This window comes from Paenibacillus sp. P4_A9 (genome assembly GCF_056402415.1).
The window spans coordinates 40321-59380 of sequence record NZ_JBFUHL010000009.1; the positions used below are offsets into that span (position 1 = coordinate 40321).

The following is a 19060-nucleotide window of genomic DNA, read 5'->3' on the forward strand; positions in this document are numbered from 1 at the left end:
CATTTAGACTGTGTTTCCTTTCCGCAATATCCGTCCGACTTTCCAACATACTCCAAGACAGTTTGAGCGAACTGATTGCATATTTGCATGCTAGTTGTCTCACTCTATAAAGGATAATAATGCGTTCCTTAAGGAGAGAGAAATTCATGTGGAGTAAGCTAAAGGCACCTGCAATAGGAAGTATGGTCGTCGTGCTGGCGATTACGACAGCATGTGGGAAGGATTATGCGAGACCTCGAAGTGTAACACCATCGCAGAGTCCTACAGGTCAAACAGGCCAAGGAAACTCGGTTACTAAGAGTCTGTCTCAAGCGGGAAAAGATATCATCGCGCTCGGGAACAATGACGCTACCCTCCCAATGAAACAGATTGGTAATGTGAATTATGTATCTGCTCAAGAATTAATTAAAACGTTAAAATTCCAATCTGAATGGGAAGAATCCGAGAGTAAGTTGTTATTAGGCGATAATGATGCCAACTTTGAATTAATCATGAACTCGAAAAAAGCCATTAAGGATGGCGCGGAAATCCAATTGAGTCAGCCAATTGTGAAAGAGGGAGCTACGGCTTACTTGCCTGTCTCGGGCTTGGCTGATTTATTTCAAGATGATATGTCATATGAAGTGAGAAAAAGTGATGTGCTAATTCACGCATCCCCGACCGCCATCATCGAAAATGAAGATGATACCGTAAATGTGAATGACAATTCATCAGAGTTGGATTTCGGAGATGATCCTACTGATCCCTTCAAAGACAATGGAGCAGGCGCAAATCCGGCATTGATGCCTAATAAATCAATAGGTGATATACAAGTTTGGTCCCCTTATGATCAAGAAGAAGCAGTGCCAGTTCTGAAGAACATCGATATCAATGCCATGATTAATAAAGGAAAGCAATATTTAGGTGTCAAATATAAATTTGGAACAGGGCCCTATCCCAAAACAGGCCGATTCGACTGCTCAACATTCACCCAATATATTTTCGGGAAATATAATGTTAAGCTACCGCGGCTATCTCGCCAACAAGCGACTTACGGCTCCTTGGTCTCCCGCAAATCGTTGCGTAAGGGTGATCTGGTGTTTTTCTATGTGCCAGGACGCTTCAAATCGAACAAAACGGTCGGGCATGTTGGTATTTATATTGGAAATATGCAGATGCTTAATGCAAACACTGCGCCGAAAAATGGCGTACAAATCACGAATATTAACAAACCATATTGGAAAAAAACATTTCTCAAAGCAAAACGAGTTGCCTATTAATGGACGTAATGGTAAAAGTCTATCCCTCGGATAGGCTTTTATTTTTGACCACATTAGAAAGTATAAGTTTTCGGTTCCCGAAAACATCTTTCTATTTGGCGATAAAAACTACCTTTAAAACGCGGTCGCTCATCCTCGAAGGACTTCGATTGAAGTTTTTCTCATGATTTTGAAACAATTGAATCCTTCGTGCGTTTAAATGAGTAGGAACTTTTTTGCGGAGGGAGGCATGGAAGAATGAGAATTATGCTTTATGAAAAATTGCTGGATGGGCAACTGCTCCAAATCGGTGAGCGCGCATGGGATGATAAGCTGATTCAAGCCTTAAATGTGGCTAATTTCATTCTCGTTGGCGGGAAGGAATTCGAAATGATTGAAGGTCGATTAAATCTAGATATCCAAGTATTTGAACTGCTTCTCGTTGCAGCCAGCTCAGAAGGGGGAGGGAGCAAGTCGTGAAACGACCGCTTAAAGTACTATCAGCTTCGCTCAGTCTGATTCTGTTAAGTCAAATGCTGTTGGTATCGGCTCAGGCTGCAGAGACGCCAAGTCCGAATACAAGTTCATCCAAATTGGTGGAATGGTCGAATGAAGACGTTAAAGCGTATTACGATCCACAAGTGGATTGGAGCTTACCCGTCCCGCCAGATAAGAGCTTAGTTTCACCATCACCATCGCCAACCCCGAGCGCAACGGGTGGCAGCAGTGCTCCTATCATTGTGAATCAGGTATCGGGTAGTGGTTTTGGATGGGATGATCTTCTCCTGTATCATCTTATTTTCAACACGGTAAGCCCATATTCATCTAGCAGCTGGGGGAGCAATCATCGTTCGTATTATTATCGTTCGAATACCCCATATGTCAATAAAACGTATCAACCAAGCTCGTTTACGAATCGTTCCACCACCAAGACGCCTACAACCTCAAGCGGAAGTGGAACCTTTACAACGAATAAATCGTCAACTACCACGAAATCAGGCACGACAAGTTCTTCAGTTAACAGTTCTAATTCCAGCAGCACCAAATCAACTTCAACCTCTTCAGGCAGCATAGGTGGTAAATCAAGCGGCTTTAGCTCATCCTCAAGCTCAAGCTCTGGGGGTTAATCGAATGGGATTTGAAGTTATAGGGACACCAGCTCCTGACAGAGACTTCAGAGTTCAGCAATTGGCGGAACTTGGGTTCACATGGGCCAATTTGGAGAAGGAAGACTACTGGATTGATCAGCTCGTCGCTATGCCGGGCGAGGTCTACGAGGAACTTATTCATGCCGCAACAGGGCTATGGCAGGTGTTTGATAAAGCGGTCCGTTATGTTCATGGGAATCGAGAGCTTTATGCAGACTTATCCATACCTGAAGTGCTGTGGGATGGGTTGGATCGGCTTGAACCCAATGCAGAAGGCTTCATAAGCCGTTACGCCAGATTTGATTTTTCCGTCGGTCAGGATGGTGCGATTAAACTGCTTGAACTGAACGCAGATACACCTACCGGCTATGTCGAAGCTGCCATTGCCACCCCATGGCTCTGTGAGCAATATGGTGCCCAATCACCGAATGTCAGGATGAAAGAGCTCATTAAAGCTGCATGGGAAATTGAGGCACCCGATTACGCGGCGTGCATAGCATACGGACAACATGCGGAAGACACTGGCACGATAAATGCGCTTGTCGCACATAGCCAGAGAGAGATGACATGTGTGGATTGTTTGGATTTATGGATTGACGAGGGCGTCGTCAAGGTTGGAACTGATCAGACCATTCAGCGTATGTTTGCCCTATATCCAAAGGAGTGGATGGGGGTTGACGACGGGGGAGAGGCACTGTCGTATGCAATCGAAGAACAATTCCTTCACTTGTTTAATCCCTTGCACGCTGTAGTTCTGCAATCCAAAGGCTTACAGGCGTTAATTTGGGATCTTCATAAGAGATATTCGGAGCTATTTACGCTAGATGAGCACGAGGTGATTAAGACCTACATGCTGGCTACTTACATGGCTCCAATCCTCGAAGGCAGTTATGTGTCCAAGTCGATGTTTGGACGTGAGGGCGGCTCTGTAGAGCTGTATAACGAGCAAGGAGAGCTGGAGTTCAAGGATGAAGCGGGCTTTGATACAAGTGTGTTTTTTAAACGTGTGTACCAAGAGCGGGCAGATTTGCCGCGGCTTTCCTTCCAGCATGGCCAAGGTCATTTATTAACAGGCCTTTTTGTATTGAATGGTGAGCCTTGCGGGCTTCTAGGAAGAGCAGGCGGAATCATAACGGGAAATGCAAGTCAATTTGTGGCGATTGGAGTGAAAGCGCCTTGAAACAAGGAAGATTCATGCTATTGGCAATAGGACTTATCGGAATCATTGTTATTATATGGATGTTCAGCATGGCATTCGATAAAAAACCATCCGTCCTGAGCACAACAACATCCGGGAACGCAGCAACAATGACGAATGCTACACCAGGTGAAGTTCCGTGGGACTATCAAGTTCAGCAAGTGAAGGTCGGCGATTTAATCGATGGCGACATGGTGCTGTTGCCTAACAATGATCGAATTTCCAACGATCAGAATTTTGCGACAGGAGATACCATTTGGGTATTGAGCTATATGCAGGCAACGATGAAAGCGGATAGTCAAGGGAAGAACGATGTCACCTTGTCGCAGTGGAAGCCCATAAAGTCTTTCAAAACAAAAGAAGAAGCAGACAAGGATCTGGCAGAGTTGAAAGTAGAAATAAAGACGGATGTGAAGTTGGTCGGAGTTTATAAAACGGAACTTGATAGCAAATTTAGATTCTTTGCCGTGGTAGAATTGCCAACTGGCCAGAAGGTCAAGCAACCGATTCCAGAAGCTCGTTATCAAACTTTTAAGGATAAAAAAGAAGTAGGCGTTGTTCTAGAGGAAGTACATGATTATTCAGATTTTGATCAATCCATGGCTAAATTTCGGGGGTGGGCAGAGTGATCGTTTTGGATCTAGTGATTAGTTTATTTGTTATCGTCCTGCTACAGTTTGCAGGGATGTACATCTTTAGTTTAATGACACCTTATCGCGACATGGAAGAAATAAATAGTGGCAATGTGGCCGTAGGCATCACCATGGGAGGTAAGTTCGTAGCGACTGCCATCATTCTAGCCATTGCTGCCTACACGAACTCCTCCATTTGGCATATGAGTCTTTGGTTTGCGGTAGGGTACGCATGTTTAATAGCTTCATATTGGGTTTTTGATTGGTTAACCCCAGGTATGAAGCTATCAGATCAGTTGAAGCAAGGTAATGTTGCTGTGGGTACCCTACTGGCTGCTGTATATATTGGTATTGCGATTTCGGTGAGCAGTCTAATTATTTAACTTGCCTTTGTATTAGATCGCAATTGTTGTAATTTCTATATTGGCGAGTTGCGATAAGTCCAAGAATTGATTGTCGATGTTAATGAGCGGTCGGAAGAAATCGGTAGGGTTCGTCATAATGATGGTTCCTTCACGTCCGTCGCTCAGAGACACCTTCTTACCAATAAAGTTAGGAATCATATTACGAATGAATACTTGCGTGATTTTGGGATCCAGCTCACCAAAGCTCATGCGGTGCAGTTCCTTAAGAACATGCAGCATATCACGTCGTTGTTGATAGACCCTGCTTGATATCATTGCGCTGTAGACATCTGCAACCGCGACAATACGCGAATAAGAATGAATGTCCGTACCGAATTTCCGGAGCGGATAGCCGGAGCCGTCCATACGCTCATGATGCTGAAGAGCAACGAGAGCTAATGTATCGTCCTTTATTGATTTACGAATGATGTCATAGCCATAAATGGTATGCTTCTGAACTTCCTCGAACTCGTCCTTCGTTAGCTTGTCTGGTTTATTCAAAATATCCGGATGAATTCTACTTTTCCCAATATCGTGTAAATAACCTGCTTTACCGATCACTAACGCTTCTTTCTCCGATTTGTTCATCCATTTGGCAATATAATAGGATAACATACCTACTTGGACACTATGCTGAAGGGTGTAATCGTCTTGACTGTTCAATGAAAGGAGTAGAGAGACAACATCTTTCTCCTCATGAATGCTGTCAATCATCGGATTGAAAGCGGATTCTACAGCTTCATTGCGAAGAGAACCTCCGTCTTGCAAAGCTTCAAACATCTCTTTAATGCCTTGAACAGCGCTGTTAAATGAGTTAATCTGCAATACATTTGCTTGTCTGGTCGGTTTTTCTTCGACGACTTTCTCGATTTCACTGCTTCTTGGCGCTATATCAACATAATCCACACTGTGGCGATTAAGCATTGAAATGTCTCCAGCATCGAGAACCGTGTCTGATGATAGGAGATGTAGACCTACTGAATTGTAGGAATCGGAAATTAATTTGTCACCAACGATAAGTTGAAGCACATGTACACGCATAGAAGCTCCTCTCCAAGTCCAGATATCACGTAGGTATATAGTAGTAATACTACATCCCAATATAACGGCTGTAAAGACTTTTGGCTTGAATTAAATCTTCAGTCCCTTGAATGAGAACACGACCGCCAGGGAATAGAATAATTTGAATATCCGCAGAAGCGTGAAACTTCAACAGAAAGCGGTTCTTTTCAACAAGACCAAGCGGTTTTAACCGTTCTTCCCAGTATTCCAGAGGGTGTGTGCTTGGGATGATCGGATGAATCTGAACCGAATTACGGCCGCAGAGGGATTGAATTGTATCGCTTTCAAGAATCGCATCTAAGTACTCATATTGCTTATTGGCACAAGCGGGACAATCCGACTTCTTAGCCCCTAATACCCGTATCGCTGAGTTCTGATTGAACCATAAGTCCCATTGCTGCATGCTGAGATTGAGCTGATCGGTAGCTCCTACGAGCAGCTTGAGTGCCTCTGTGGCTTGAAAAGAAGCGACAACATGTATGATACCGCCAATGACCCCTGCTGTATCACAAGTATCCGTAGTGCCCGCAGCAGGTGCTTGTGAAAATAGACAGCGCAAACAAGGTGTTTGTTCAGGGAGAATCGTCAAAGAGACGCCTCTCGAGGCAACAGCACCGCCATAGATCCAAGGAATGCCTAATTTCATGCTGACATCATTTAGCAGAAAACGGACGGCAAAATTATCCGTGCCATCGAGAATGACATCGATATCATGCAGCAAGTGTTCCGCATTCGTAGCGTTAAGATCGCAGACATGAGGGTCAATAACGACAGCTGAATTGACAAGCTGTAGACGTTTCGCAGCAGCAATCGCCTTAGGAATTGTAGCAGCAGCATCCTCTTCATCGTAGAGCATTTGCCTTTGCAGATTGCTCTTGTCTACAAAATCACGATCAATGATACGGACATAACCAACACCGGCACGCACCATATGATTGGCAAGAACGGTGCCTAAAGCACCCATTCCAACAATGGCAACTCGTCCGTGGCCTAGCTTTCGCTGACCTTCTAGTCCGATGGGGGGGAATAGAATTTGTCTCGAATAACGCGGGTCAACGTCTGGAACTGCTTCTGTATGTAAATGTGGATCCAAGTTAAGTCATCTCCGATCAAATCAGTATTCAGCCTTCGGTGCTTGGAGCGGATTCCAGGGTCCAGTTTGATTACCTTTCCATTCGGACCCGTCTTCCCATATTTCTTTTTTCCAAATGGGTACAATTTGTTTCAATCGCTCAATCGCATAGCGACTTGCTTCATAACAATCAATACGGTGAGGAGAAGATACGGCGATGACGACACTCGCCTCTGCAATCGCAACCTTACCCAAACGATGGGTGATGGCACACATGGTGCCAGGCCACTTGGCATCGATTTCCTCACCGATGCTCGCCATCGTTTTCAAGGCCATAGGGACGTAAGCCTCATACTCCAATAGGACGGTACGCTGTCCATAAGTCATTTCTCGTGTAGTACCGATGAAAGCAAGTGAAGCGCCATGATTGGGATGATTCACCTTTGAGGTCACTGATGTAACATCAATAGAAGAATGGGTGATTTCATAAAGGGAAGGTTGTCCACCCGAAACAGGCGGAATGAGAGCAAGCTCATCAGAAGCGGATACGGTATCCTGATCACCAGCATAAGCTTGATTTTTGGCGAAAAAGCATATAGGAAGTTGAGCCGCAGCTGCAGGATAGTCAGTCATGATTTTATCCTTTAATTGTGCGATCGTAATGGACTCTTGTTCGAAGGAAATCGTTAGAACAGAAGTCCCGAATAGGTCGACAAGACCTGCGAAAAGTTGGATGTGTAGGTTCAATTTGTATCTCCTAGCCATAGGTGTTAGAATCCCTTACAGCATATCATATTTTGCCCTAAAAATGGTATAATGGAGTGATCCTTTGATAGGAAAAGCCTCTGAAATAGGGAAGGAGATCTAAACATGCAAACTAATTTACTTATAGAAGTGTCTGACATACATAATAAGAATGTAACCTTTACCGTCCCTGAAATGGTCGCTTTGGCGGAACACCGGTTGAACATTCAAGATCGTGTACCCGCTGTGGAGGGAGATGCATTTGATCTCAAAACGTGGTACCACAACTGGTCAAGCAAGGGGCAAAATGATGGAAGCGAGGAGCCTACCCACGTGAGGGTGGAAGCCGTAGATGAGTTCCAAGCGTTAATACCATGGTCACAGGTGGATCAAGCCCTTTTTCTATATGCACAGGAGGGACAACCGCTGAAGAAAGGGTATCCCATTCGACTATACGTACCTGATGGAAGCAGCGAATGTCTCAATGTCAAAAGTATTGTAAAGATATGGTTTCTGTACGAACCGGCTTTGGGCGAGGAAGCGACGTATGGGTTTAAGAACAAAGTGGCACTCGATGAGTTGAAATTCAAGAAATGAGCAGACGGATACTTGCATAACATAGTGACATGCTAGGAAACGAGTTTAGTTCGAAGAGAGGTGAACGGGATGTCGGCCCCCTTGCAACGGTTAGTCATTTTACATACGAATGATATTCACAGTCATTTTGAACAGATGCCCAAAATAAGCGCGTATTTCGATCGTGTTCGCCGCCTCTGGCCGCCACATCAGGTATTGACACTCGATATTGGCGATCATATGGATCGGATGTTCCCTGAGACAGAAGGAACGAATGCGATCGCGAACTTAGAAATTATGAATGCCACAGGCTATGATGCGATGGTTTTGGGAAATAATGAAGGATTGACCTTCACTCCGGATTGGCTAAGAGCTGTTGTGCTAGAACATGCTCAATTCCCGATCATTGGCAGCAATATTACCGAAATATCTACTAAGAAGACGCCGGATTGGATGCTGCCGACGCTTACCGTTGAGAAGTCGGGTCTTCGTATTGGATTGATAGGGGTCACTGCGGCTTATCAGGATTACTATGAGCTGCTGGGCTGGCATGTATCCGATCCTATGATGGCTGTAAGCGCCCATGTGAGCCTTCTGCGACCTAAGGTAGATATTCTTATCGTCATGTCGCATCTGGGCCTGAGGACCGATCAGCGAATGGCTGAGGAGCTGGAAGGCATCGATGTGATCCTAGGCGGACACACGCATCATCTCCTTGAAGAGCCGCTATTGCTCGGCAGCACTTATATTTGTGCGGCCGGCAAGTTCGGTCAGTATGCCGGCCATATCGAACTTGCCTACGACCCGGCGCAGCGCCGGATCGTGGAGATGCACGGCCGTGTCGTCCCGATGACGGCGGACAGTGAAGAAGACAGCAGCGTGACCACGCTGCTGGAGCACTATCGCATCGCCAGCGCAGCCTCGCTGGCGGTGGAGGTGGCGCAGCTGCAGCAGCCGCTGCGCTTGGATTGGTACGGCGAATCCCCGCTCGGCAACTTGCTTGCCGCGGGTATTCGCCGCTGGACCAGCGCCGAGATCGGGCTGGTCAATAGCGGGCAGCTCCTTCAGGGACTGAAGGAGGGGGGCTTGACCCGGGGCCGGCTGCTGGAAATCTGCCCCGGCCCGATCAATCCCTGCCGCATGCTGCTCAGCGGCGCGGATATTCGTCAAGCGCTCGAAGAGTCGCTGCTTGACGAATTCATGGAGAAGCCGATACGCGGCTACGGCTTCCGCGGGGAGGTGCTCGGCGTGCTCTGTGTGGACGGGATAACCGTCCAAGTGGATGCCACGCGCCCTCCCTATGAACGCATTCTCGCCGTGCATGTTGGCGAGGAGCTGCTAGATCCAGAACATTCCTATCTCGTCGGAACGATCGATATGTTTACGTTCGGTTCCGGCTATTTATCGCTGAGCCGGGGCAAGCAGATCGTCTACATGCTGCCAGAATTTATCCGTGACGTACTGGCGGATCAACTGCAAGATGAGGCCGCGATTGCAAGCAGCCATATGCCTAGGTACACAGATATTGTCAGACCCACTCCCAAACAGGTAGAATAGGTAAATGAAGAAGGATTCACGATATTTATCAGGTCATAGGGGGCAATTATGCATACAATTTTTGAAGCGATCATCATTGGGATCGTTGAAGGCTTGACTGAGTTTTTACCCGTATCATCGACAGGACATATGATTTTGGCGCAAAGCTTATTAAACACACAAAATGATGAAGTTATGAAAACATTTGATTTCGTGATTCAGTTGGGTGCCATCATGGCGGTTGTCATTATCTATTGGAAGCGAATCCTATCTCTATTTGGACTCGTGAAACGGAAGAGTGAAAGTAATACAGGGAAAAAGCTGAATTTAATTCACATTTTAATTGGTATCGTGCCTGCTGGTGTGATTGGCGTCTTATTTAATGATATTGTGGATGAGAAGTTATTCAACACGACAACTGTGTTAGTAGGTCTCGTGCTTGGCGGTATTCTTTTGATCATTGCCGAGAAGAAGAAGGAACGGCCGAAGACGATGGTTCTGGATGACCTGACGTATCGACAAGCTTTTGCAATTGGATTATGGCAGCTCATATCCATCTGGCCAGGCTTTTCCCGATCAGGCTCCACGATCGCTGGCGGTATGCTGTCTGGCGTTAGCCGAGCGGCTTCAGCCGACTTTACGTTTATCATGGCGATTCCAATTATGTTCGGAGCTTCAGGCGTCTACTTTTTGAAAAATTATGATGCGCTTTCTACGACTGATTTGCCCTTTTTTATTGTAGGATTTCTAGTGGCTTTCGTTGTTGCGTTACTGGCTGTCGTATCTTTCATTAAATTTGTACAAAAGATGAAGCTAACTTACTTTGCCTATTATCGTTTCGCAGTTGCGATTATTTTCGCGCTTTATATGTTTTTAAAGTAGAAAGTCTCATAAATCTAGCGAATCGCGTCGAAAGACGCGGTTTTTTGTATTGAACTTTTGGGCAAAATCTATTACATTAAAATAGTACTTAATGCTCACCTAAGCGGGGGTCCTGAAATGCTGTTTATGCCGATCAACATGTGTCAACCTGGAATGAGGCTGGCCAAGAATATATACAACGATGATGGTATGGTTCTTCTGGCCGTTAATGTTGAGCTTACACAGAGACTCCTTGATCGCTTGTTTAGCAATGGAATTGATTATATTTACATAGAAGACGCAAGAACGAATGACATTATTCAAGAAGATGTGATTCAAGATGAAACAAGAAGCAAGGCGGTTTCCGAAATTCGTAATACCTTTAAGAAGGTAATGGAGGATTCGAATAAACGCGGAGCCGTTAATTATTACGATATTGGGCGTAATTTTCGTGATGTCATGAAGATGATTATTGATGATCTCAGTGCTCATGAGGGTGCAATGGTCATGCTCAATAATATGAATGTGAAAGATAACTATTTATTTCAGCATTCTGTGAATGTAAGTATATATGCGATTATGCTTGGAATCAGTTATGGGTATAGTCGGGATAAGCTGGAGACACTTGGTTTGGGTGCGTTATTGCACGATATTGGGAAAACGAAAGTACCGTTAGGAATTCTGCGCAAGCCTTCTCAGCTAACACCTGATGAGTTCAAAGAGATGAAGAATCATACGACCTATGGTTTCAATCTTTTGAAAGATGAGCCGAATATCCCACTTCTTTCTGCCCATTGTGCCCTGCAGCATCATGAACGGATTAATGGCAGTGGATACCCACGGGGGATTCAAGGTAGTGAAATCAATGAGTTCGCTAGATGGATTGGACTCGTTGATTCCTATGATGCTATGACGACAACACGGGTATATCGAAGACCTTTATTGCCGCATGAAGCGATGGAGCAGCTATTTGCGGGCTCTGGAACGATGTATGATCAAAGTCAGATTGCGTTATTCCGTGACAAAATTGCCATTTATCCATTAGGTATTACGGTACGCTTGAATACAGGCGAATACGGCATTGTATCCAAGCTGAACATGGCTGTTCCGCAAAGACCGATTATACGCGTGCTTCAAGATGAGGCAGGTACTGTACTTAAAGAACCCTATGAAATCGACCTTTCAAGCAAGCTGTCGATATTAATTTCCGAAATTGGGGAAATTAAAGTCAGCGAATCGGAAATAGATTTAAGTATGCCAACAATTCTTTAGAACAGATATAGCACTTATTGAATGAAGAACCTGGGAAACCAGGTTCTTTTTGTAGATCAAGGAGGATGTACGATGCGGGAGTCCACGGTACAAGGAAAGTTTTGGAGATGGGGCCATGCCATGTTTCAGTTCCGCTGGCTCGTGTTAACAATCGGAATCATCTTCATGCTCATCTTTGCTGTCTTCGCTCAAAAAACGCCAAGTATGCTCAAGGACAACGGGTTTACGCCAAAAGGGAGTGAATCCGATCTGGGCTTGATTCAAATGCGGAATGAGCTTGGCGTGCCGGGAACACAGCTGAATTTCGTTTATCAGGGTATCAACGGTCTTAATTTAACAGAGAAAGCGCAGCAAGATGCGATTATGGACTCTCTTACTGAACTGAAAGAGTTGCCCTATGTAGAGGGTGTGAAGTTTGTATCCACACCTCGTAAAGAAGGACATCTAGATGTTCAAGCTGTTACCGTATCACTCGAGTTGGATACGGATCCTGCGTTAGAGAAATATCCAGAGCTCAAGTCATATGTGCATCCGCCTCCAGGTATGGACGTGTATGTAACTGGGGGCCCAGCGATTCTATATGACATGCAAGTAGCCAGTAAACATGATATTGCAAAGTCGGAAGCCATTGGTTTACCGATTGCACTTATTGTTTTGCTTATTGTTTTTGGTACATTCGTTGCAGCGCTCTTACCCATGATCGTGGGTATAATGAGTGTGACCCTTACACTTGGCGTTACCTATTTTATCGCACAGCACCAATCGTTATCGAATTTTTTGCCTAATATGGTTACGATGCTGGGACTTGCTGTCGGTATTGACTATGCGCTTTTCCTGGTCAGCCGATTTCGTGAGGAGCTCAAAGTCCAAAGGAATGTCGCCGATGCCGTAGCGATGACTTGTCAAACCGCTGGTAAATCGATATTTTTCTCTGGTATCGCTGTACTCATTGGTTTGTTGGGCATGTTTTTTGTAGATTTGACCTTCTTCCGCTCCTTGTGTCTAGGGGGTGTCATCGTTGTTTCCATCTCTGTGATTGTTGCCAATACGGTGCTGCTAGCGCTTCTAGGAGTTCTTGGTCATCGTATTAACTCCTTACAGGTTGTTCCTAAACGATTCCGCAAGCAAGGAACATCCTTGTTTTGGGAAAAAATCGCTTATGCGGTGATGAAACGTCCGGTCATTTTAGTTGTTCTTGTAGGTGGCGTGTTGATCTATAGTATGACGCCCCTCAGTCATATGAAATTAGGTGTGCCGAATGCGGAAGTGCTTCCTCCGAGCTATGAATCCCGTTTTGGAGCAGAACTGATGAAAACCGCCTATGACCCTCGAATGACAGGGCCGATTCAAATTGTGATACATACGAAAGATGAGGTTTGGTCGTCAGCTTCGATTGGGGAGATTCACGCGTACACTGATCGGGTTAAAGCTGTCGCTGGTGTAAAAGAGGTCCAGAGCTATCTAAGCGTACTAGGGGCGCATTCCGATGCTGAGCTTGCAGGCATGTTGGCAAATCCTGATGTTAAAAAGCAGCTTGAAGACACGCAATTAGCGAATGGCCATACCGCTTTGTTGGTCGTTGTACCTGAGAAGGATACGGATGACCCTGCGACGGATACGCTTGTTCACGAGCTTCGCATGCTGAATAAAGCGGGATTAGAGACTGCGGTTACTGGCGGACCTGCCTATCGGCTGGATATCATTGATCGCATTCAAAAGGAAATTCCTGCAGTCTTAATTTTCGTCATGGGAATTACTTATCTTGTTCTGATGTTTGCTTTTCGTTCTGTTCTGCTTCCACTTAAAGCTGTGCTTATGAATATGCTTAGTCTGGGTGCTAGCTTAGGCATCGTTGTTTTAGTTTTTCAACATGGGTATATGGCAGATATGCTGCACATTACGTCGATCGGATATGTGAGTGCAACGCTGCCAGTGATCATCTTCTGTGTCGTTTTTGGCATTTCCATGGATTACGAAGTGTTCCTTATTTCACGTATCATGGAAGAATATGAGGCAAGCGGCGACAATGATCAGAGTACAGCAGAAGGGTTGAAAAAAACGGGAAGCTTGATAACAAGCGCAGCTTTCATCCTTGTTGTCGTAGTGGGTTCATTTATTTTCACGGATATTGAAATCATGAAGGCGCTGGGACTGGGTCTTGGACTTGCCGTATTGATCGATGCCACAATTGTAAGAGTCATGCTCGTTCCTGCGCTTATGAAGCTGCTAGGCGATGCTAATTGGTGGGCACCGAGATGGCTCCGAGTTAAGCCTCAAGCGAAAGTGGATAAGCAGTAAGCACCATCTGCAATTAYTTCCCCAGTTTCCTTTTTTGTGAATCATAAGTTACAATAAAGGGCATAGGTATAGGCATAAAAGGTAGTAACATGTTCTTGAATAGGAAATGATAGGTCAGGTGTAAACAGCATGAATAGGAACGTATCACACTCCATCTTACCGGAGTTAACTCCCCATTATGATCCATGGGACCCCATTCGGTCGTATCGGAAATACGGGAAACATGTCTTAACAAGTATAGAGCTAACCATCACCAATTTGTGTAATATGCGTTGTGAGCATTGTGCAGTTGGGGATTCACTTACGATGACAGAAGGGCCTCGTATTCCGTTGCCGGTCATTTTACAAAAGCTTGATGAGATCGAGCATTTGGAAACGATCAGCCTAACTGGCGGCGAGCCGTCCTACCACATCAAGATCGTGAAGGATTACATGCTTCCGATTCTCAAGTATGCTCGGGAGCGGGGCATTCGCACACAAATTAATTCGAATTTAACCTTGGATTTGGAGCGATATGAGCTGCTTGCGCCTTATCTCGATGTGATGCATATCTCGTTCAATTATTTGAATGCAGATGATTTCCATCAAGTAGGGTTTGTGAACGCACAGCGTCCTGTTGGTCAAGCAATTGCATCAGGGATGTATGAGCGCATGGTTAATAATACGATCGCACTCAGCAAAGGCGGACTGTACGTCTCTGCAGAATCGATGATTAATACGCGGACCCATTTGAAATTGCCTGAGATTCATCAGCTGATTAATGAAATGGGGTGCAAACGTCACGAGGTACATCCGATGTATGCGAGCTCCTTCGCCTCACATCTTCCGATGGTTTCGCTGGATGAATTGCGCGCGAGTATCCATCGCTTGTTAGATCAACGTAATCCAGACATGTGGATGCTATTCGGAACGCTGCCTTTCTTCGCATGTAATGAACTGGAGGAGGACCGCAGGTTAGTTAAGCGTCTACGTGAGGAACAGAATGTAACGGTTCGTAACGACCCCGATGGACGAAACCGATTGAACGTCAGTACGTTCACAGGCGAGGTTTTCGTAACCGATTTTGCTAATGAGCCTCCGCTTGGAAATATACATGATGATGGGCTTGATGCCATCTTTGCACGTTGGGAGAATAATCAGCTGAACCAGCGCGTGAACTGCTTCTGTAGTGCTGCTTCTTGTTGCGGACCCAACCTGCTTGTTGCTGATTCGTACTATCGAAATGTGGATTTCAAAAGTCGTAAAGCTATTATCTAATCATCTTTCTGAAGGAGAAATACATATTGGCACATACGTCGTTTGATTTCGGTTCCATCGCACTCAATCTTTTCCTGGTTATTATACTCGTCTTGCTGAATGGATTTTTCGTTGCAGCGGAGTTCGCACTTGTGAAGGTTCGAGTGTCTCGGATTCAACAACTCGTAAATGAAGGCAGCAGTAAAGCCAAATATGCGAGTATCTTAACATCCCAACTAGATAGGTATTTATCAGCCACACAGCTTGGGATTACACTCGCCTCCTTGGGGCTGGGTTGGGTTGGAGAACCGGCGATTCATGATCTGATTATGGAGCCCCTTTTTCATACATTTGGCTTAGGGGAGTCTGTGTATACAACGACTTTGTCCTTTATTATTGCCTTCGGGTTTATAACATTTTTGCATATCGTGCTGGGTGAGCTGGCACCTAAATCGTTTGCCATACAAAAACCAGAAGTAACTTCCTTATGGCTTTCAGCACCTTTATTGTTTTTCTACAGACTGTTTCGCCCTATTATTTGGGTGCTTAATGGCGCGGCGAACAAATTTCTTGCGATGATTGGCGTAGAGCCAGCCGGTGAGCATGAAGCAGCACATACGGAGGAAGAGATTCGTATTCTGATGGATGAGAGTGTCAAAAGCGGCCATATCAATGAAGATGAGATGACGCTTTTCGATAACATTTTTGAATTTTCCGATCTCATCGCTCGTGAAGTGATGCTGCCGCGGACAGATATGGATTGTCTGTATATGGAAGCAAGCTTTATCGATAATTTACGGTTCGTTCACGAAACCAAACATACACGGTATCCTGTTGCCGATCAGCATAAAGATAACATTGTAGGCTTTGTGCATATTGCGGATCTGCTGACGGCGGATCCTGATGTCGAGCAGGAGCTCAAGACCTTCGTTCGTCCCATTTTAAATGTGCCTGAATCGATGGAAGTTAGCCGGGTACTTAAGCTGATGCAGAAAAAGCATTCCCAACTCGCAATCGTCGTTGATGAGTATGGGGGAACTGCGGGGCTTTTGGCCTTAGAAGATATCATCGAAGAAATCGTGGGTGAATTGCATGACGAATTCGATGTTAACGAACGTCCTGGTGTGGAAGTCAAAGACAAATATACATCTGTCGATGGTCGTGTATTGCTTGAAGACCTAAATGATATGCTGGACCTCCAAATTGAGGACGATGATGTGGATTCGATTGGGGGCTGGCTGTTTAAGAAGGTAGAAGGCGCGCCTGTCAAAGGTAAAAAAGTACCTTACGCCAACCATGTGTTTGAAGTGACTGAGGTAGATCGATTACGTATTGTACGCATACATATAACGAATATCGACACAGATCAAACCGGGAAATGAATAATCGGAGGAGTCCCTATGTCACCTAAGACAACCATACTCATTGTGATAGGATTATTGCTGATGTACGGTTTGTTTACCGTAGGGCTGCCATTTCTCCTAGCACTGGTGACTGCTATTTTCTTGGACCCATTAACGTCTCTCTTGACGCGTGTCGCGAAAATAAGCCGCTTTATCGCCGCAACCCTTGTTAGTACAGCATTTACACTTCTGATGCTGGCATTAGTCTATTTTATTGGGATGAATGTCGTAACTGAGTTAATCGATCTTGGGCGTAAAGCACCGAACTATATGGAGGATGTCAATAAATACGTGGATCAAGCTGTTGTGCGAACCCAAGTATTCTATGATTCCTTATCGCCGGAAATGGCAGCGCAGGTACAGAACTGGCTAGAACAAAGTACAGAAACGCTAACAGGTGCTTTAACGAGTATACTGAGCGGAATATCAGGTTTTTTCCTCAATATGGCCGGGAAAATCCCTAATTTATTCATGTTGTTGATTGTGTACGTGATTGCCCTGTATTTGTGCATGTACAACTTGCCTAAATTGAAGGTAGCGTTTCTCTCGATGTTTGAGTCGAAATCCAAAGATAAAATGGAGCATGTGCTGACGTATTTGCGAGAGGCTATTTTCGGTTTCATTCGCGCGCAGCTGATCATGGCGATTTTTACGTATTTGCTGACTTTCATTGGACTGCTAGTACTTCGGGCAGAGTACCCGCTCGCGATTTCGCTGCTCGTCATGGTGATGGAATTCCTGCCTGTGATTGGGACCGGTATTATTTTCATCCCATGGATCATTTACCAGCTGCTTATGGGTTATACGGGTATGGGTATTGGATTGTTTGTTCTTTTCCTAGTGCTGATCATACTCAGACGTATCCTTGAACCTAAAGTGCTAAGCGATGCCGTTGGTATCAATTCGTTAGCCGCTCTTATTTCGTTGTACATTGGTTTTGAGTGGCTTGGATTTGCTGGCCTGTTCCTCGGCCCATTGGTCGTCATTATTTATCAATCGTTGCGCAAAGCGGGCGTGTTGAATTTTAACATTAAACTAGATTAAAAGAGTGCTTAAGAAATCCTTTTCCGAATTGCGTGTGCGCAATCGGAGAGGGATTTTTTTGTTTGCACCTTCGAAACAAGAGCATCTCCCCGAAAAAGATGGGAAATCGGTGATTTTGGTCAAGTTATGCCGCATATAACGAGTCATATAGGCTCTAAAAAGGAGGAGACGTATGTACTCACAATTTAAAGCGTGGTACCCGTATATCGGACAGTGTGACCCTTGTCCACCGATCCGAGTGAAATGGTATAATACGCCGCCGCAGTTATATATTCATTTTCAACCGCCAGGACTGCCACAATTTAGTCCGTATGACGCATTAAGAGTAGGGACGCTCTGGCCAGCACTCTACGGGCCTTACCCGATGCCGATACAGGAGCCAAGAGCCGATGAAGGAGGCCAATCTACATGAGCGAGCGAGTGCTACCTGAAGCCTATTACAAGCAGCTTCGCGATCTGCAAGCCGTGGATTTTGTATTGGTGGAGTTGACGCTCTATTTGGATACACACCCTGACGATCTGAGCGTGATCCAACAATATAATCAATTTGCTCATAAACGTTTGCACATGGTTCAGCAGTTTGAACTGGAATTTGGCCCATTGATGTCCTATGGACATAGCTTCACGAAAGCGCCGTGGCAGTGGGTGGAAACACCTTGGCCATGGCAAGTTTAAGCAAATGCTTACGAAGCCAGTTTTCTTACGAAAACTTTAAGGAGGATAGCCAATGTGGATTTATGAGAAAAAGCTGCAATACCCCGTCAAAGTTAGCAAATGTGATCCTCGGATGGCCAAACTGCTTCTTGAGCAGTATGGGGGGGCAGATGGGGAGCTTGCTGCGGCGCTGCGATATTTGAACCAACGATATTCGATTCCGGATAAGGTCGTTGGTTTGTTGACAGATATCGGTACGGAGGAGTTTGCCCATCTTGAGATGATCGCTACGATGGTTTATAAGCTGACGAAAGATGCCACTTTGGAACAAATGAAAGCGGCTGGATTGGATGATCACTATGTAGCTCATGATCGCGGGCTCTTCTATCAGAGCGCCGGAGGCGTCCCCTGGACAGCTGCCTACATACAAGCAAAGGGAGACCCTATCGCCGACCTCTACGAGGACATAGCGGCAGAGGAGAAGGCTAGAGCGACTTACCAATGGTTAATCGACGTAACGGATGATGTGGATTTGCAGGATAGCTTGAAATTTCTCAGGGAAAGGGAAATTGTGCATTCGCTTCGGTTTAGGGAGGCAGTTGAAATTTTGAAGGCGGATCGTGTGGAGAAGAAGATTTTCTAAACATAAGCAAACTTCAAAAGGGGGCAATCCTGTGAATGA

Annotated in this window: 20 protein-coding genes; 17 read left to right on the forward strand and 3 right to left on the reverse strand. The window is 45.3% G+C overall.

Translation table 11 applies throughout. The annotated features are described in order from the left end of the window. Nucleotides 1-146 precede the first annotated feature (146 nt). From AC1DVJ_RS09440 to AC1DVJ_RS09465, 6 genes are all read left to right on the forward strand, one after another. A complete protein-coding gene (locus AC1DVJ_RS09440) occupies nt 147-1259 on the forward strand; it encodes a C40 family peptidase (RefSeq protein WP_477590173.1) in 1113 nt (370 codons plus the stop codon). A gap of 237 nt (nt 1260-1496) precedes the next feature. Beyond that, complete coding sequence (locus tag AC1DVJ_RS09445) at nt 1497-1718, forward strand: hypothetical protein (RefSeq protein ID WP_477590175.1); 222 nt, start codon at nt 1497-1499, stop codon at nt 1716-1718. Then, nucleotides 1715-2365: a hypothetical protein gene (locus AC1DVJ_RS09450; protein ID WP_477590177.1), complete on the forward strand. Its 651-nt coding sequence runs from the start codon at nt 1715-1717 to the stop codon at nt 2363-2365. Before AC1DVJ_RS09445 ends, AC1DVJ_RS09450 begins: the two co-directional genes overlap by 4 nt. A gap of 4 nt (nt 2366-2369) precedes the next feature. Then, nucleotides 2370-3566: a glutathionylspermidine synthase family protein gene (locus tag AC1DVJ_RS09455; protein ID WP_477590179.1), complete on the forward strand. Its 1197-nt coding sequence runs from the start codon at nt 2370-2372 to the stop codon at nt 3564-3566. Then, nucleotides 3563-4213 carry a signal peptide protein gene (locus tag AC1DVJ_RS09460; protein WP_477590181.1) on the forward strand — a complete coding sequence of 217 codons (651 nt, stop codon included), beginning with the start codon at nt 3563-3565 and terminating at the stop codon, nt 4211-4213. Before AC1DVJ_RS09455 ends, AC1DVJ_RS09460 begins: the two co-directional genes overlap by 4 nt. Then, nucleotides 4210-4599 carry a DUF350 domain-containing protein gene (locus AC1DVJ_RS09465; protein WP_477590183.1) on the forward strand — a complete coding sequence of 130 codons (390 nt, stop codon included), beginning with the start codon at nt 4210-4212 and terminating at the stop codon, nt 4597-4599. Before AC1DVJ_RS09460 ends, AC1DVJ_RS09465 begins: the two co-directional genes overlap by 4 nt. 12 nt (nt 4600-4611) lie before the next feature. Here the strand turns inward: AC1DVJ_RS09465 and AC1DVJ_RS09470 are convergent, their stop codons facing one another. The 3 genes from AC1DVJ_RS09470 to AC1DVJ_RS09480 are packed head-to-tail and all read right to left on the reverse strand — an operon-like array spanning nt 4612 to nt 7501. After that, complete coding sequence (locus tag AC1DVJ_RS09470) at nt 4612-5661, reverse strand: HD-GYP domain-containing protein (protein ID WP_477590184.1); 1050 nt, start codon at nt 5659-5661, stop codon at nt 4612-4614. 49 nt (nt 5662-5710) lie between these two features. Continuing rightward, on the reverse strand, nt 5711-6775 hold the full coding sequence (locus AC1DVJ_RS09475) for a ThiF family adenylyltransferase (protein WP_477590186.1): 1065 nt from the start codon (nt 6773-6775) through the stop codon (nt 5711-5713). A gap of 21 nt (nt 6776-6796) precedes the next feature. Beyond that, complete coding sequence (locus AC1DVJ_RS09480; RefSeq protein ID WP_477590187.1) at nt 6797-7501, reverse strand: molybdenum cofactor biosynthesis protein; 705 nt, start codon at nt 7499-7501, stop codon at nt 6797-6799. Nucleotides 7502-7624: 123 nt separating this feature from the next. Between AC1DVJ_RS09480 and AC1DVJ_RS09485 the strand changes: the two genes are divergently transcribed. The 11 genes from AC1DVJ_RS09485 to AC1DVJ_RS09535 all read left to right on the forward strand — a co-directional run bounded on the left by AC1DVJ_RS09485 (nt 7625) and on the right by AC1DVJ_RS09535 (nt 19021). Then, the gene (locus tag AC1DVJ_RS09485; RefSeq protein WP_477590188.1) at nt 7625-8095 is read left to right on the forward strand and encodes a molybdopterin-dependent oxidoreductase; all 471 of its coding nucleotides are present in this window, start codon (nt 7625-7627) and stop codon (nt 8093-8095) included. Between the two features lie 81 nt (nt 8096-8176). Next, on the forward strand, nt 8177-9631 hold the full coding sequence (locus tag AC1DVJ_RS09490; RefSeq protein ID WP_477590190.1) for a bifunctional metallophosphatase/5'-nucleotidase: 1455 nt from the start codon (nt 8177-8179) through the stop codon (nt 9629-9631). 48 nt (nt 9632-9679) lie between these two features. Then, nucleotides 9680-10492, forward strand: a complete 813-nt coding sequence (locus AC1DVJ_RS09495; protein ID WP_477590192.1) for an undecaprenyl-diphosphate phosphatase — start codon at nt 9680-9682, stop codon at nt 10490-10492. 117 nt (nt 10493-10609) lie between these two features. Then, nucleotides 10610-11743: an HD-GYP domain-containing protein gene (locus AC1DVJ_RS09500; protein WP_477590194.1), complete on the forward strand. Its 1134-nt coding sequence runs from the start codon at nt 10610-10612 to the stop codon at nt 11741-11743. A 72-nt stretch (nt 11744-11815) separates the two neighbouring features. Continuing rightward, nucleotides 11816-14041 carry an MMPL family transporter gene (locus AC1DVJ_RS09505; RefSeq protein ID WP_477590195.1) on the forward strand — a complete coding sequence of 742 codons (2226 nt, stop codon included), beginning with the start codon at nt 11816-11818 and terminating at the stop codon, nt 14039-14041. Nucleotides 14042-14170: 129 nt separating this feature from the next. Continuing rightward, nucleotides 14171-15298: a radical SAM/CxCxxxxC motif protein YfkAB gene (yfkAB, locus tag AC1DVJ_RS09510; protein WP_477590197.1), complete on the forward strand. Its 1128-nt coding sequence runs from the start codon at nt 14171-14173 to the stop codon at nt 15296-15298. Between the two features lie 23 nt (nt 15299-15321). Then, a complete protein-coding gene (locus AC1DVJ_RS09515) occupies nt 15322-16659 on the forward strand; it encodes a hemolysin family protein (RefSeq protein WP_477590319.1) in 1338 nt (445 codons plus the stop codon). An 18-nt stretch (nt 16660-16677) separates the two neighbouring features. After that, nucleotides 16678-17724, forward strand: coding sequence for a sporulation integral membrane protein YtvI (ytvI, locus tag AC1DVJ_RS09520; protein ID WP_477590199.1), 1047 nt, complete (start codon nt 16678-16680; stop codon nt 17722-17724). A 172-nt stretch (nt 17725-17896) separates the two neighbouring features. Continuing rightward, the gene (locus AC1DVJ_RS09525) at nt 17897-18136 is read left to right on the forward strand and encodes a spore coat associated protein CotJA (RefSeq protein WP_477590200.1); all 240 of its coding nucleotides are present in this window, start codon (nt 17897-17899) and stop codon (nt 18134-18136) included. Continuing rightward, complete coding sequence (locus AC1DVJ_RS09530) at nt 18133-18399, forward strand: spore coat protein CotJB (protein ID WP_477590201.1); 267 nt, start codon at nt 18133-18135, stop codon at nt 18397-18399. Before AC1DVJ_RS09525 ends, AC1DVJ_RS09530 begins: the two co-directional genes overlap by 4 nt. Before the next feature lie 52 nt (nt 18400-18451). Beyond that, entirely contained in the window at nt 18452-19021 is a 570-nt protein-coding gene (locus AC1DVJ_RS09535; protein ID WP_477590202.1) for a manganese catalase family protein, read from the forward strand. Nucleotides 19022-19060 lie beyond the last annotated feature (39 nt).

Excerpts from the sequence above, each read along its gene's own strand:
- AC1DVJ_RS09440 (WP_477590173.1), top strand. The coding sequence starts at position 147 with ATGTGGAGTAAGCTAAAGGCACCTGCAATAGGAAGTATGGTCGTCGTG.
- AC1DVJ_RS09495 (WP_477590192.1), top strand. The coding sequence starts at position 9,680 with ATGCATACAATTTTTGAAGCGATCATCATTGGGATCGTTGAAGGCTTG.
- AC1DVJ_RS09485 (WP_477590188.1), top strand. The coding sequence starts at position 7,625 with ATGCAAACTAATTTACTTATAGAAGTGTCTGACATACATAATAAGAAT.
- AC1DVJ_RS09525 (WP_477590200.1), top strand. The coding sequence starts at position 17,897 with ATGTACTCACAATTTAAAGCGTGGTACCCGTATATCGGACAGTGTGAC.
- AC1DVJ_RS09455 (WP_477590179.1), top strand. The coding sequence starts at position 2,370 with ATGGGATTTGAAGTTATAGGGACACCAGCTCCTGACAGAGACTTCAGA.
- ytvI (WP_477590199.1), top strand. The coding sequence starts at position 16,678 with ATGTCACCTAAGACAACCATACTCATTGTGATAGGATTATTGCTGATG.
- AC1DVJ_RS09535 (WP_477590202.1), top strand. The coding sequence starts at position 18,452 with ATGTGGATTTATGAGAAAAAGCTGCAATACCCCGTCAAAGTTAGCAAA.
- AC1DVJ_RS09505 (WP_477590195.1), top strand. The coding sequence starts at position 11,816 with ATGCGGGAGTCCACGGTACAAGGAAAGTTTTGGAGATGGGGCCATGCC.
- AC1DVJ_RS09445 (WP_477590175.1), top strand. The coding sequence starts at position 1,497 with ATGAGAATTATGCTTTATGAAAAATTGCTGGATGGGCAACTGCTCCAA.
- yfkAB (WP_477590197.1), top strand. The coding sequence starts at position 14,171 with ATGAATAGGAACGTATCACACTCCATCTTACCGGAGTTAACTCCCCAT.
- AC1DVJ_RS09530 (WP_477590201.1), top strand. The coding sequence starts at position 18,133 with ATGAGCGAGCGAGTGCTACCTGAAGCCTATTACAAGCAGCTTCGCGAT.
- AC1DVJ_RS09470 (WP_477590184.1), bottom strand. The coding sequence starts at position 5,661 with ATGCGTGTACATGTGCTTCAACTTATCGTTGGTGACAAATTAATTTCC.
- AC1DVJ_RS09500 (WP_477590194.1), top strand. The coding sequence starts at position 10,610 with ATGCTGTTTATGCCGATCAACATGTGTCAACCTGGAATGAGGCTGGCC.